This is a genomic window from Aldersonia sp. NBC_00410 (genome assembly GCF_026342035.1).
GTDB lineage: Bacteria > Actinomycetota > Actinomycetes > Mycobacteriales > Mycobacteriaceae > Aldersonia.
The window spans coordinates 68,377-81,608 of the sequence record NZ_JAPENM010000012.1 but is presented as its reverse complement, the minus strand read 5'-3'; the positions used below and the strand labels follow the sequence as shown (position 1 = coordinate 81,608).

Genomic DNA, 13,232 nt, shown 5'->3' with positions numbered 1-13,232 from the left:
CCGCGCAATCTAGCCGCCTCCGCCCGACATCTCCGAGGGCGTTCACCCGGAAAAGCTCTGCCAGCCACTGCCGTGCGTCCACTCGTGTCCATCCACGGTGACGGCGGGCGCGGTGTCGGCGCCGACTGCCGTCACGGCACCGATCGCGCGCCACCCGCCCGGCAGCGCGACGCCGCCGGGAAAAGTCGCGACGAGCGCGTGATCCTCACCACCGCTCAGTGCCAACACATCCGGATCGATATCGAGGCTCCGAGCGGCCGCCTCGACCCGCTCGTCCCGCACCGCCGCCCGGGCGATATCGATCGCCACGCCCGACGCGACGGCGATATGCCCGAGATCGGCGAGCAGCCCATCGGACACATCGGACATCGCGGTGGCGCCGGCTGTGGCCGCGGAAATGCCTGCGGCATAAGGCGGTTGCGGTGCCCGGTGCAGCTCGATGAACTCGTCGAGCCCGGTCGCGGCCGATTCCAGAGCTGCCATTCCGGCCGCCGACCAGCCCAGCCGGCCGGCGACTGCCACGATGTCACCGGCCCGCGCGCCGGAGCGCAGGACGGGAGGGCGTCCGCCCAGATCTCCCAATGCCGTAACAGAGATCACCAACTGCGGGCTCTGCACGAGATCGCCCCCGACGATCCCGGCGCCGCTGCGTTCGGCCTCCGCCCACATGCCCGCAGCCAAGCCGTCCACCACCGCCAGCGCAGTATCGCCGGGGCAACCGAGCGCAACGACGTATCCACTCGGCCGAGCCCCCATTGCCGCCACGTCGGCGCCGTTCTGCGCGATGGCCTTTCGGCCGATGTCTCGTGGGGAAGACCAGTCGAGGCGGAAATGCCGCCCGGCGACGAGCATGTCGGTGGTGACCACGACCCGCTGGTCGGGTGCCGCGAGCACCGCCGCGTCGTCGCCCGGTCCGATGGTCACCGCACTGCTCTGGGTGCGGCCTCGGTTGATCCGCTCGATGACCCCGAACTCGCCGAGTTCGGCCACCGTGGTCGGCGCTGCGGTGCCTTCGCTGTTCCCGATCGCCGTACTCCGCTCCGTCGAAGTGTGACCTGCGTCCCGCCCTGTGCCTGCGCTCGGGCCCTGGCTTCTCGGTGGAACGAGAGTTCGGCACAGCTGCGGTACTTTGAGCGTGCAGCCGGGGCGTGCCCGGCGAACGCGCGCACCGAGCCGCAGCCTGGCCGACTCTACCGAGACCCGGATGGCTCGCGGCGGGAAGGACTCAGGTTGGCGATCGAGGCATTCGTTCTGGTCCAGACCGAAGTCGGTAAAGCCGCTCTGGTGGCGGGCAGCATCGCCGCCTTGTCCGGCGTGCGGTCCGCCGAGGATGTCGTCGGCCCCTACGATGTGATCGCCCGAGTCGCGGGCGCGTCCGACGACGAGCTCGGCGAGGTGATTCACGCCATTCAGCAGGTCGGCGGCATCACTCGCACGCTGACCTGCCAGATCCCCAACCATCGGGTGAGCGCCCCGATCGAATGAACCAACCGGATTCACCGCGGCACCGTCCCGCGTTGATCGCTGTCGCGGTCGCACTGCCCGTCGCACTCGTGGTCGGCATCATCGTCGCCGCCGTGCTCGCCGGCCGCCTGCCCGGCCACACACCGATTTCATTGGGCACGGTTCCGGCACCGGAGGCAGACGGCCCGGAGTGCACGCAGCTCGTGGCCGCACTGCCCGCCGATCTCGGTGAGTACACGGGCCTCGAACTTGCCGAGCCTGCGCCGCCGGCGACGAAGGCGTGGGGCGGCGACGCCGGCGACTTCGATCGGGTGGTCCTGCGCTGCGGCCTCGACCGGCCGCTCGAGTTCGACGCGGCGGCCGCACTGCAGGTCGTCGACGGGGTGCAGTGGTTCGAGGTATCCGATCCGGGCCAGTCCGGCTTCAGCACCTGGTACGTCGTCGACCGCGACGTGTACATCGCACTCACCGTGCCGACGGGCTCGGGGCCGACGCCGGTGCAGGAGGTTTCGGCGACGGTGAACGAGACGCTGCCCGCTCGGCCCATCGATCCAGCGCCGCTGCCGAACTGATCGGGCATCGCCGTCAGCGCAGCCCGGTCCCCCGCGCGAGCGCCGTTTCGATCAGCGTCGACACCAGGGTGCGGTAATCGACCCCGGCCGCATCGAACATCCGCGGGTACATCGAGATTGCGGTGAACCCGGGCATCGTGTTGATCTCGCTGATCACCGGGCCCTGCGCGGTGACGAAGAAGTCCACCCGGGCGAGACCGGTGCAGTCGAGCGCGCGGAATGCCTGCACGGCGATGGCGCGGATCGCGCCGCTGGTCTCGTCGTCGAGTTTCGCAGGCACGTCGAATTCGCAGACGTCATCGAGGTACTTGCTGTCGAAGTCGTAGAACGCGGTCCCGTCGTCCACCGCGAGCGGCATCCTGATCTCGGCCACGACACTGGCCTCGACTCGGCCGTCGGGGTACTCGAGCACACCGCATTCGACCTCACTGCCCGGGATCTCCGCTTCGATGATCACCTTCGGGTCGTGCTTGCGCGCCGTGGTGATCGCATCCTCCAGATCGGCCCAGTCGCTGACCCGGGAGATACCGATCGAGGACCCGCCGCGGGCCGGTTTCACGAAGACGGGCAGCCCGAGCGTGCGGCGTTGCTCGTCGGTGAGTGTCTCGGCGCCCGCCCGCAGCACGAACTGCGTGCCGATCGGTAGCCCGGCCGCGCCGAGCAGCTTCTTGGTGAACTCCTTGTCCATGGCGACCGCCGAGGCGAGCACGCCCGGCCCGACGTAGGGCACGTCGGCCAGTTCCAGCAGTCCTTGCACCGTGCCGTCTTCGCCGTAGGCGCCATGCAGCACCGGGAAGATGACGTCGACCCGTTCCACGACCCGATCGGTGATGCCGTCGCCGATGGCGACGAGTGCGCCACGCTGTCCGGGATCGGTGGACAACGCCACCGGGACACCGGACTGCTCCACCGTCGGCAGTGCGCCCTCGACCAGGGCGAAGTCGCGCGGATCGCGGGTGCCGAGCAGCCACGTGCCTGCCGCGGTGATGCCGATCGGCACGGGCTCGTAGCGGTCGGGGTCGAGGTGGCGCAGCACGCTGCCTGCAGAAACGCAGGACACCGAGTGCTCGTTGCTGCGGCCTCCGTAGAGCACGCCGACGCGAATCCGGTTCGTCACGATCACTGACGGTACCGCCGGTCGGCGCAGTTGGCCGACTCCCGCCCGGCGGGATGGGGCAATCTCACGTCGGTGCGGGACGGCACGCTCACGTCCCTTCGGGACGGCAAGTTCTCACTCCGGCTTGTGTCTACGGCCGAGCAGATAATCTCCGGCTTCCCTGGCGGTTATGCCCTCGTGGCAGACCCGGTGCACGGAGTCCGTGATCGGCATCTCGACGTCGTAGGCCTCGGCGAGCGCACGCACCGAAGTACACGACTTGACGCCCTCGGCGACCTGCCCGTGGGCGGCTTCCTGCGCCTCGGCCAGCGACCCGCCCTGGCCGAGCACATAACCGAAGGAATGGTTGCGCGAGAGCCGTGAGGTGCAGGTCGCCACCAGGTCGCCGACACCGGCCAGACCCGCCAACGTGGCCGGTCGTGCCCCTACCGCCACACCGAGCCGGATGATCTCGGCCAGCCCGCGGGTGATGATGCTGGCGATCGTGTTGTCGCCGAGGCCCATGCCCGCGGCGATTCCGCAGGCCAGCGCGATGACGTTCTTGCACGCACCACCAATCTCACAGCCGATCACGTCGGAATTCGTATAGGGCCGGAAATACCCTGTGGCACAGGACTTTTGTAGCTCGATCGCCCGTCCGGAGTCGGTGCACGCGATCACCGTCGCGGCGGGCTGCCCGGCCGCGATCTCCTTGGCCAGGTTGGGTCCGGACAGCACCGCGACCCGGCCCGGGTCGGCCCCGGTGACCTGGGCGATGACCTGACTCATGCGCAGCAGCGTGCCGGTCTCGATGCCCTTGGCCAGGCTGAGCAACGTGGTGTCGGGGCCGATCGCGCCCTTCCAGTGCTCGAGGTTTTCTCGCAGCGTTTGCGACGGAACGGCGAGTACCGCGACGTCCGCCCCAGCGAGCGCCTCGGCGTAGTCGTTGGTCGCCTTCATCCGCGGCAACTCGACGTCGGCGAGGTAGTAGGGGTTTTCGTGCTCGGTGACGATCGCTTTGGCGACTTCGGACCGCCTGGCCCAGATCGTCACATCGGTCCCCGCCTCGGCCAGCACCTTGGCGTATGCCGTGCCCCAAGACCCCGCGCCCAGCACCGCCGCCCGCACCATGTGTCCGTTCCTTTCGCCGCAACTCGAATTGGACTCGACTGTATCCCCCGCCGCACCGGCCGTTGCCGGATCGGGGCTGGCATTATTGCGGGTTATGAGCACGACCGTGTACGCCGTCGTCGCGGTCAAGAACCTGGATCGCGCCAAGAGCAGGCTTTCCGCCGAGCTGACACCCGGTGGGCGCGCACGTCTCGTGCTGGCCATGCTCGCCGACACTCTTGCCGCGGTGGGCCAGTCATCTGCGGTCGCAGGGATCACGGTCGTGACGCCCGATCCGCGCGTCGCCGATCTCGCCCGCCGCCACGGCGCGCAGGTGCTAGCCGACCCGGTCCGGGCCGGCGCGCACGACACGGACAGCACCGCAGGCGCCGGGTTGCTCAACGCGGCACTGCGGCACGCCGCCGAGGCGGTGCGGCGCAGCCACGGCCCGGTGGATCTGCTCGCACTGCAACCCGATCTGCCCGCCCTACGGACCGACGACCTGGACGAAATGCTTTGCGCTGCAGCCGATGTGCCGCGATCCGTGGTAATCGATCATCATGACACCGGCACGGCGGCGCTGGTATGGCGTACCCCCGACGCACCGCTGCGGCCGCAGTTCGGCCCGGACTCCGCCCGCGCGCATCTCGACGACGGCGCAGTCGCGCTGACCGGCACGTGGCCGGGACTGCGGCTCGACGTCGACACCCCCGCCGACCTCGATCTCGCCGTAAAACTCGGAGTCGGCCCGGCGACCCGGGAGGCGCTCGGCGCCATCGGCCGACGACGAGAATGGGCGCTCGATCGACCGCTCCGATGACGCCACCTCCGATGTGAGGGATGATTGGAGGCGTGAGTGAGACAGGACGAGCGGCAACGCAGACCGATTCGCCGGAGGCGGCCCGGGCTGGCGACGACAACGGCAACCACCGGGACGAAAACGGCGCGGTGCTCGCGCCGCGCATTCCGACGGCACCGCCGGCTGCTACGCCGCTCGCGGTCGATGTCACCGTGGCAGGGCTGCCCGACGATCGGTACCTCAACCGCGAGCTGAGCTGGCTCGATTTCAACTCCCGGGTGCTCGCGCTCGCCGAGGACACGTCGCTGCCGCTGCTCGAACGTGCCAAGTTCCTCGCCATTTTCGCCTCGAACCTCGATGAGTTCTTTATGGTTCGGGTGGCCGGCCTCAAGCGCCGCGACGAGACCGGGCTGTCGGTGCGCTCGGCGGACGGACTGTCCCCACGCGAGCAGCTCGCCATGGTCGCCACCCGCACACAGGAGATCGCGTCGCGACATGCCCGCGTATTCCTGGATTCGGTACTGCCCGAACTGCTCGCCGAGGGCATCGCGATCATCGGTTGGGAAGATCTCTCCCCCGATGAGCGGCGCGGCCTGTCGGAGTACTTCCACGCGCAGGTCTTCCCGGTCCTCACCCCGCTCGCCGTCGACCCGGCCCACCCGTTCCCTTATATCAGCGGCCTGAGCCTCAACCTTGCTGTGACGGTTCGTGATTCGACCAATGCCGGCGAACATTTCGCGCGCGTGAAGGTGCCCGACAACGTGAACCGCTTCGTGCAGGTGCGCCGCGGCGAGGGGCCACATGCGATGTCTGCCTTCGTGCCGCTCGAGGAGCTCATTGCCGCGCACCTCGAAGCACTCTTCCCCGGGATGTTTGTGGTGGAGCACCACGCCTTCCGGATCACCCGCAACGCCGATTTCGAGGTCGAGGAGGATCGCGACGAGGATCTGTTGCAGGCCCTCGAACGCGAACTCGCTCGGCGCCGCTTCGGTTCTCCGGTGCGCCTCGAGGTCGCCGACGATATGACCGAGCACATGCTCGATCTGCTGCTGCGCGAACTCGACGTGAATCCCGCGGACGTCATTCAGGTGCCCGGACTGCTCGATCTGTCCAGCCTGTGGCAGGTCTATGGCGTCGACCGAGCGACGCTGAAGGACAAGCCGTTCGTACCGGCCACCCATCCCGCCTTCGGCGAGCGCGAGACGCCCAAGAGCGTCTTCTCGACGCTGCGCGAGGGCGACGTGCTCGTGCACCATCCCTACGACTCCTTCTCCACGAGCGTGCAGCGCTTCATCGAGCAGGCCGCCGCCGATCCGCAGGTGCTCGCGATCAAGCAAACGCTCTACCGCACCTCGGGCGACTCCCCGATCGTCAATGCCCTGATCGATGCCGCGGAGGCAGGCAAGCAGGTCGTGGCACTGGTGGAGATCAAGGCACGCTTCGACGAACAGGCCAACATCAAATGGGCGCGCACCCTGGAGCAGGCAGGCGTTCACGTCGTCTACGGTCTCGTCGGGTTGAAGACGCATTGCAAGACGTGTCTGGTGGTTCGCCGCGAGGGCTCCACGATCCGTCGCTACTGCCACATCGGCACCGGCAACTACAACCCGAAGACGGCCCGGCTCTACGAGGACGTGGGATTGCTCACCGCGGCCCCCGAAATCGGCGCGGACCTGACCGATCTGTTCAATTCGCTGACCGGTTACTCGCGCAAGGCCGAGTACCGGAACCTGCTCGTCGCGCCGTACGGCGTGCGCAAGGGCATCATCGAGCGCGTCCAGACCGAGATCGACCACAAGCGTGCGGGCAAAGACGCGCGAATCCGGCTGAAGGCCAACGCTCTCGTCGACGAACAGGTCATCGACGCCTTGTATCGGGCGTCCCAGGCGGGTGTCCCCGTGCAGGTGTTCGTGCGCGGGATCTGCGCCCTCAAGCCGGGAGTGCCGGGACTGAGCGAAAACATCGAGGTCAGGTCGATCCTCGGCCGGTTCCTCGAGCACTCGCGGATATTTCACTTCAAGTCGGTCGACGAAATCTGGATCGGCAGCGCCGACATGATGCACCGCAACCTCGATCGGCGGGTCGAAGTGATGGTGCAAGTGAAGGATCCGAAGCTGACCCGATACCTGGACGAGATGTTCGACTCCGCCCTCGACCCCAAGACCCGGTGCTGGGTGCTGGATTCGGACGGCAGCTGGGTGGCGTCGCCGGCGCGCGGCGAGGCGGTCCGCGATCATCAGGAGGAGTACATCCGCAGTAGGCGGACGGCGGGCTCATAGCGGTCCGTCGGTATCGGAGGGTCGGTATCGGAGGGGTCCGTATCGGGGGGGCACGAACCGACTCCGCGCTCGGAGGGAAGGAGACCGGTGAACTCGACCGAATCGGCGGTTGCGCGGGCAAACGTCTTCGCCGCGGGTGCGATCGTGTGGCGCCGAGCGCCGGCGAGCCCGGACGGCATCGAGGTCGCGCTCATTCACCGTCCACGCTATGACGACTGGTCCTTTCCCAAGGGCAAGCTCGATCCCGGCGAGACCGCCATGATCGCCGCCGTCCGCGAGGTCGCCGAGGAGACCGGAATGCGTTGTGTGCTCGGCAGGCACATCGCACGCGTGACGTACCCGGTTCCCGGTCACCGCAAACTCAAGCGCGTGGATTACTGGGCGGCCGAGGCCATCGACGGCGAGTTCGCCCCCTCCGACGAGGTGGACAAACTGCTGTGGATGCCGCCGAGTCGCATGCTCGACGAATTGTCCTACCCGATGGATCGCCGCGTGCTGCGCCAGTTTCGGCGCCTGCCGGCCGATACCCAGACGATGCTGCTTGTCCGGCATGCCAAGGCAGGCCGGCGCAAGCGATACAAGGGCGACGACCGATTCCGTCCGCTCGACGAGGTCGGCCGCAATCAGGCGGATGCCCTTGTGGCGAACCTGCACGCTTTCGGTGCCAGCCACGTCCACGCCGCCGACCGCACGCGGTGCAGTCAGACGGTCGCCCCGCTTGCCGATTCCCTCGGCGTTGAGGTCGCGACGGAACCTACCCTCGCCGAGGAGGCCTATCGCGACGATCCGGCGGCTGGGCGGGATCGTGCCCGAAAGATTGCGGCCAAGAACGGTATCCGGGTGGTGTGCAGTCAGGGCAAGGTGATTCCCGATCTGCTTGCCTGGTGGGCCGACCAAGACGGCATCGCATTGCCACCGGCGCGCAACCGTAAAGGCAGCGTATGGGTGTTGTCGCTGTACGACGGCAAGCTGGTGGCCGCCGACCACATCGACAGCCCCTTCCCCGATGCACCGGGCGCCGGGTCGACGCAGCGTCAGTGATGCGAAGGATCCGCTTGTCGGCCCGAATTCGCTTGTCAGCCCGAATTCACTTGTCGCCACAGCCCTGACGACGATCGGCCCCCCGGACACCTGGTCCGGGGGGCCGATCGTCGTCGGTCGCGGTGGTTGGACTCAGCGCCGGCCGGTGCGCTTCGCCGGTGCCTTCTTGGCGGCGGGTGCCTTCTTCGCGGCGGTCTTCTTCGCTACCGGAGCCTTCTTGGCCGCGGGGGCCTTCTTCGCCACCGGAGCCTTCTTGGCTACGGGGGCCTTCTTCGCCACCGGAGCCTTCTTGGCCGCGGGGGCCTTCTTGGCCACCGGAGCCTTCTTCGCCGCGGGGGCCTTCTTCGCCGCCGGCGCCTTCGCCAGCGTCTTCGCCGCGGTGGTCTTCTTGGCCGCCGTGGTGGTCGACTTCGCGAGCGTCTTCGCCGCGGTGGTCTTCTTGGCCGCGGTGGTCTTCTTGGCGGCGGTCTTCTTGGCCACGGTCTTGGTCGGGGTGCCGACCGCACCGCGCTTCACGGCCGGTCCGCTTGCGGGCAGCCGCTGCTTACCGGCGATGACCGCCTTGAACTGGGCGCCCGGACGGAACGCCGGAACCGAAGTCGGCTTTACCTTTACGGTCTCGCCGGTGCGCGGGTTGCGAGCCACGCGGGCGGCGCGCTTGCGCTGCTCGAAGACACCGAAGCCGGTAATCGTGACGCTCTGTCCCTTGTGCACGGCCCGGACGATGATGTCGACGACGTTCTCGACCGCGTCGGTCGCGGTGCGCCTATCCGATCCGAGCTTGTCGGTCAGAATGTCTATCAGCTCAGCCTTGTTCATCGAGTTTCCTCCGCAGACTTAGAGGCCCATTTGTGGACCGACTACGTACACGGTAAACCCCGAAAGCACAAGAGTCTATGTGCCACGCCAAATTTCATCGCCAAAGCCTTGCGAAATTTGCTTCCGAGCGGTAGTAATTCCGCCCGGCACAACGGAAGTCAGTCCGCGGAAGTGGGCTCCGGAAGCGTCACCGGTTGCCATGACGGCCTTGCCTTTTCGAACTCCGAAATGGCGTCTACCTGCCGCAACGTCAGCCCGATGTCGTCGAGACCCGCCAGCAGACGCCACCGCGTGTAGTCGTCAATGTCGAAGCGCAGCACGGTGGTTCCAGCGGTCACGGTCCGCTCACGAAGATCCACAGTCAGTTCGAGACCGGGCTGCTCTTCGATCAGTTTCCAGAGCAATTCGACGTCCGGCTGCGCCATCCGGGCGGCGAGCAGACCGGCTTTGCCGGCGTTACCGCGGAAGATATCCGCGAACCGGGAGGCGATCACGACGCGGAATCCGAAGTCCGACAGCGCCCAGACCGCATGCTCGCGCGACGACCCGGTACCGAAGTCGGGTCCGGCGACGAGCACGCTGCCCCGGTCGTACGGCGGGATGTTGAGCACGAACTCGGGATCGTTGCGCCAGGCGGCGAACAAGCCGTCCTCGAACCCGGTGCGCGTCACCCGCTTCAGGTACACGGCCGGGATGATCTGATCGGTATCGACATTGGACCGCCGCAGCGGAACTCCGATACCCGTGTGCACGGTGAAAGCTTCCATTTCGAACAACTCCTAACGGGGGCAGGCGAGTCAGTGGCGATCGGCGGGGGCGAGATCGGTGGGCGCCGAGAGCCGGCCACGGACGGCGGTGGCGGCGGCGACGGCCGGCGAGACCAGATGTGTCCGTCCGCCCTTGCCTTGGCGGCCTTCGAAGTTGCGGTTCGAGGTCGAGGCCGACCGTTCCCCCGGTGCGAGCTGATCCGGGTTCATACCCAGGCACATCGAGCAGCCGGCCTGCCGCCACTCCGCACCGGCAGCGGTGAAAATCTCGCCGAGGCCCTCGTTCTCGGCCTGCGCCCGCACCCGCATCGAGCCGGGCACGACGAGCATGCGCACCCCTTCGGCAACCCGACGGCCACGCAGCACGTCGGCCACGGCACGCAGATCCTCGATCCGGCCGTTGGTGCACGAGCCGACGAAGACCGTGTCGACTTGCACCTCACGCAACGGCGTGCCCGGCGTCAAATCCATATACCGCAGCGCCTTTTCCGCCGCCGCACGCTCGTTCTCATCGAAGATCTCGGCCGGATCCGGCACCGCGGCACCGAGCGGCAAGCCCTGTCCGGGATTGGTGCCCCAGGTGACGAACGGCGTCAACTCGCTCGCGTCGATATGCACCTCGTTGTCGAATTCCGCGCCCTCGTCGGTGCGCAACTCGGTCCAGGCAGCCACGGCAGCGTCCCAATCGTCGCCCTTGGGCGCGTGCGGACGGCCTTTGATGAATTCGAACGTGGTCTCGTCCGGCGCGATCATGCCGGCGCGCGCCCCGGCCTCGATCGACATGTTGCAGATCGTCATCCGGGATTCCATCGACAGTTTCCGGATCGCCTCGCCGCGGTACTCGAGCACATAGCCCTGACCGCCGCCGGTCCCGATCTTGGCGATGACCGCGAGGATCAGATCCTTACTCGTCACGCCCGGGGGCAACTCACCGTCGACGGTGATCGCCATGGTCTTGAAGGGGCGCAACGACAATGTCTGCGTCGCGAGCACATGCTCGACCTCGCTGGTACCGATTCCCATTGCGAGCGCGCCGAATGCACCATGCGTCGAGGTGTGGCTGTCACCGCACACCACGGTCATACCCGGCTGAGTGAGGCCGAGCTGAGGGCCGACCACATGCACGATGCCCTGATCGAGATCGCCCATCGGGTGCAACCGGATACCGAATTCCGCGCAGTTGTGCCGCAACGTATCGACCTGCGTGCGCGACACCGGGTCGGCTATCGGCTTGTCGATGTCGACCGTCGGCACGTTGTGGTCCTCGGTCGCGATCGTGAGGTCGGGGCGGCGCACCGGGCGGCCGGCGAGACGCAGCCCGTCGAAGGCCTGCGGGCTGGTCACCTCGTGCACGAGATGCAGGTCGATGTAGATGAGGTCGGGGCGGCGCTGTTCGCCTTCGCCTTCGCCCCGTGTCACCACGTGGGCTTCCCATACCTTCTCCGCCATCGTGCGCGGCTTGGTAGTCATCAACACACCTCTTTCGACCGAATACGGGCTCGGCGACCCTGCTTTCGCTGATGTTGTCCGGGCTGCGGAGACATCGTTTGCAATCTCACTATACGAGATGCAAGTATCGTCCTATGAGACAGCATAGCGGCATCGGCGTTCTCGACAAAGCCATGACCGTCCTGCATGCGGTCGCCGAGCAACCGTGCACGCTCAACGAACTGTGCGCACGCACCGGTCTGCCGCGGGCCACCGCGCACCGGCTCGCCGTCGGGCTCGAGACGCATCGCCTGCTGGCTCGCGACGACGACGGGGCCTGGCGTCCCGGCCCGGCATTGTCCGAACTCGCCGCGAGCGCCAACGACAGCCTCGTTGAGGCCGCCGCCAGTGTGCTGCCCCGGCTGCGCGAGATTACCGGCGAGAGCGTGCAGCTCTACCGCCGGGAAGGATCGGTCCGGGTGTGCGTCGCGTCGATGGAACCGCTGACCGGGCTGCGGGACACCGTCCTCGTCGGGGCGCGCTTGCCGCTCACCGCGGGGTCCGGCGCCAAGGTGCTGCTCGCGTGGGCCGACCCGCACCTGCTGAGATCCGCGATGGCCGACGCGACTTTCACCGAGCGCAGCCTGCTCGAGGTCCGCAAGCGGGGCTGGGCCCAGAGTGCCGGCGAGCGCGAACCCGGCGTGGCAAGCGTGTCCGCCCCGGTACGCGATGGCAGCGGCAATGTCGTTGCGGCAGTGTCGGTCTCCGGTCCGATCGACCGGATGGGCCGACGGCCGGGGGCACGCTGGGCGGCGGACCTGCTCGCCGCCGCGGAGGCACTGCACAAACGGCTGTAAACAACTCCCCCACCTCCGGCGATGAGCCCGCGCACACGTCGTCGGTAATGTCGCCGCATGGGTGTCAACCAGCGTGCACAGATCCAGATGACCGATGACGAGATCGGCGAATTCCTCCGGCGCAGCCGGGTCGTCACGATGGCGACCAACGGCCCGAAGGGCAATCCGCATCTGATCGCCATGTGGTACGGCCTCGTCGACGGCGAAATCTGGTTCGAGACGAAGGCAAAGTCGCAGAAGGTGGTGAACCTGCGCCGCGACGACCGCATCACGGCCATGGTCGAGGCCGGCGACACCTATGACACCCTGCGAGGCGTGGCCATCGAGGGCCGCGCGGAGATCGTCGACGATCCGGAGGCGCTGTTTCGGGTCGGCGTGAGCGTCTGGGAGCGCTATACCGGGCCTTACGACGAGTCGTTGCGCCCCGCCGTCGAGGCGATGCTGAACAAGCGCGTGGCAGTCCGGGTGCGTCCCGACCGCGTACGCAGTTGGGACCATCGCAAGCTCGGCCTGCCCGCCATGCCGGTCGGCGGCAGTACCGCCCGGCCGCACTGACCCGCCGCCGGTCTCCGGGGCCGGCCGGCTTGTGCCGCAGGCACTCTCGCCGCGCGCCCGGACCAGGACCGAAAGCAGCGCACAAAGAACGGCGCCACCGGATTGCTCCGGTGGCGCCGTTCGTTGTAGCCCCGACGGGATTCGAACCCGCGCTACCGCCTTGAGAGGGCGGCGTCCTAGGCCGCTAGACGACGGGGCCTTGGTTGGCATCTCGGCCGGTCTCCCGGCTTTGCGCCCGAGTCAGCTTAGCTGGCTCGCGTCCGGGTTCCAAATCGCTCGGACGTCGCTGGGGTACCAGGACTCGAACCTAGAATGGCTGAACCAGAATCAGCTGTGTTGCCAATTACACCATACCCCAATGGCCCGTTCCGACCGCCCGCGCCAACGGCTCCGGCGGTCGTTTCGAACCGAGGAAGAGGTTATCAAACCCGACGCAAAAATCCAC

The 13,232-nt window shown here is 67.7% G+C and carries 13 protein-coding genes and 2 tRNA genes; 7 read left to right on the top strand and 8 right to left on the bottom strand.

The genetic code is table 11. The annotated features are described in order from the left end of the window. Positions 1 to 42: 42 nt before the first annotated feature. Positions 43 to 990: a thiamine-phosphate kinase gene (locus OG921_RS23525; RefSeq protein ID WP_266114970.1), complete on the bottom strand. Its 948-nt coding sequence runs from the start codon at positions 988 to 990 to the stop codon at positions 43 to 45. Positions 991 to 1,236: 246 nt separating this feature from the next. Here OG921_RS23525 and OG921_RS23520 point away from each other — a divergent pair, with 246 nt between their 5' ends. Both OG921_RS23520 and OG921_RS23515 read left to right on the top strand, forming a co-directional pair. Continuing rightward, entirely contained in the window at positions 1,237 to 1,485 is a 249-nt protein-coding gene (locus OG921_RS23520) for an Lrp/AsnC ligand binding domain-containing protein (RefSeq protein WP_266115068.1), read from the top strand. Beyond that, positions 1,482 to 2,036: a DUF3515 domain-containing protein gene (locus tag OG921_RS23515; RefSeq protein WP_266114969.1), complete on the top strand. Its 555-nt coding sequence runs from the start codon at positions 1,482 to 1,484 to the stop codon at positions 2,034 to 2,036. The genes OG921_RS23520 and OG921_RS23515 overlap by 4 nt, the downstream gene beginning before the upstream one ends. A 13-nt stretch (positions 2,037 to 2,049) precedes the next feature. Here OG921_RS23515 and OG921_RS23510 read toward each other — a convergent pair whose 3' ends face one another. Both OG921_RS23510 and OG921_RS23505 read right to left on the bottom strand, forming a co-directional pair. After that, positions 2,050 to 3,156, bottom strand: a complete 1,107-nt coding sequence (locus OG921_RS23510; RefSeq protein WP_266115067.1) for a D-alanine--D-alanine ligase family protein — start codon at positions 3,154 to 3,156, stop codon at positions 2,050 to 2,052. Positions 3,157 to 3,267: 111 nt separating this feature from the next. After that, complete coding sequence (locus OG921_RS23505) at positions 3,268 to 4,263, bottom strand: NAD(P)H-dependent glycerol-3-phosphate dehydrogenase (protein WP_266114967.1); 996 nt, start codon at positions 4,261 to 4,263, stop codon at positions 3,268 to 3,270. 94 nt (positions 4,264 to 4,357) lie between these two features. Here OG921_RS23505 and cofC point away from each other — a divergent pair, with 94 nt between their 5' ends. From cofC to OG921_RS23490, 3 genes are all read left to right on the top strand, one after another. Continuing rightward, complete coding sequence (gene cofC / locus OG921_RS23500; RefSeq protein WP_266114966.1) at positions 4,358 to 5,062, top strand: 2-phospho-L-lactate guanylyltransferase; 705 nt, start codon at positions 4,358 to 4,360, stop codon at positions 5,060 to 5,062. 143 nt (positions 5,063 to 5,205) lie between these two features. After that, on the top strand, positions 5,206 to 7,320 hold the full coding sequence (locus OG921_RS23495) for an RNA degradosome polyphosphate kinase (protein WP_266115066.1): 2,115 nt from the start codon (positions 5,206 to 5,208) through the stop codon (positions 7,318 to 7,320). A gap of 87 nt (positions 7,321 to 7,407) precedes the next feature. Beyond that, positions 7,408 to 8,361 (top strand): NUDIX hydrolase, encoded by a 954-nt coding sequence (locus tag OG921_RS23490; RefSeq protein WP_266114965.1) that lies wholly within the window; start codon positions 7,408 to 7,410, stop codon positions 8,359 to 8,361. A gap of 132 nt (positions 8,362 to 8,493) precedes the next feature. On the opposite strand, the gene OG921_RS23485 is transcribed toward OG921_RS23490, so the two are convergent. From OG921_RS23485 to leuC, 3 genes are all read right to left on the bottom strand, one after another. Then, on the bottom strand, positions 8,494 to 9,180 hold the full coding sequence (locus OG921_RS23485; protein ID WP_266114964.1) for an HU family DNA-binding protein: 687 nt from the start codon (positions 9,178 to 9,180) through the stop codon (positions 8,494 to 8,496). A 158-nt stretch (positions 9,181 to 9,338) separates the two neighbouring features. Then, a complete protein-coding gene (leuD, locus tag OG921_RS23480; RefSeq protein ID WP_266114963.1) occupies positions 9,339 to 9,947 on the bottom strand; it encodes a 3-isopropylmalate dehydratase small subunit in 609 nt (202 codons plus the stop codon). 30 nt (positions 9,948 to 9,977) lie between these two features. Further along, the gene (leuC, locus tag OG921_RS23475; protein WP_266114962.1) at positions 9,978 to 11,417 is read right to left on the bottom strand and encodes a 3-isopropylmalate dehydratase large subunit; all 1,440 of its coding nucleotides are present in this window, start codon (positions 11,415 to 11,417) and stop codon (positions 9,978 to 9,980) included. Positions 11,418 to 11,530: 113 nt separating this feature from the next. Here leuC and OG921_RS23470 point away from each other — a divergent pair, with 113 nt between their 5' ends. Further along, on the top strand, positions 11,531 to 12,232 hold the full coding sequence (locus OG921_RS23470) for an IclR family transcriptional regulator (RefSeq protein ID WP_266114961.1): 702 nt from the start codon (positions 11,531 to 11,533) through the stop codon (positions 12,230 to 12,232). A gap of 57 nt (positions 12,233 to 12,289) precedes the next feature. Next, positions 12,290 to 12,787, top strand: a complete 498-nt coding sequence (locus OG921_RS23465; RefSeq protein WP_266114960.1) for a pyridoxamine 5'-phosphate oxidase family protein — start codon at positions 12,290 to 12,292, stop codon at positions 12,785 to 12,787. Positions 12,788 to 12,913: 126 nt separating this feature from the next. Here OG921_RS23465 and OG921_RS23460 read toward each other — a convergent pair. Beyond that, a tRNA-Glu gene (locus OG921_RS23460) sits at positions 12,914 to 12,986 on the bottom strand. 87 nt (positions 12,987 to 13,073) lie between these two features. Next, positions 13,074 to 13,145 (bottom strand) — tRNA-Gln (locus OG921_RS23455). Positions 13,146 to 13,232: the final 87 nt, after the last annotated feature.

Coding starts and splice junctions, on each gene's coding strand:
- OG921_RS23470 (WP_266114961.1), top strand. CDS start 11,531: ATGAGACAGCATAGCGGCATCGGCGTTCTCGACAAAGCCATGACCGTC.
- leuD (WP_266114963.1), bottom strand. CDS start 9,947: ATGGAAGCTTTCACCGTGCACACGGGTATCGGAGTTCCGCTGCGGCGG.
- OG921_RS23505 (WP_266114967.1), bottom strand. CDS start 4,263: ATGGTGCGGGCGGCGGTGCTGGGCGCGGGGTCTTGGGGCACGGCATAC.
- cofC (WP_266114966.1), top strand. CDS start 4,358: ATGAGCACGACCGTGTACGCCGTCGTCGCGGTCAAGAACCTGGATCGC.
- OG921_RS23485 (WP_266114964.1), bottom strand. CDS start 9,180: ATGAACAAGGCTGAGCTGATAGACATTCTGACCGACAAGCTCGGATCG.
- OG921_RS23465 (WP_266114960.1), top strand. CDS start 12,290: ATGGGTGTCAACCAGCGTGCACAGATCCAGATGACCGATGACGAGATC.
- leuC (WP_266114962.1), bottom strand. CDS start 11,417: ATGACTACCAAGCCGCGCACGATGGCGGAGAAGGTATGGGAAGCCCAC.
- OG921_RS23515 (WP_266114969.1), top strand. CDS start 1,482: ATGAACCAACCGGATTCACCGCGGCACCGTCCCGCGTTGATCGCTGTC.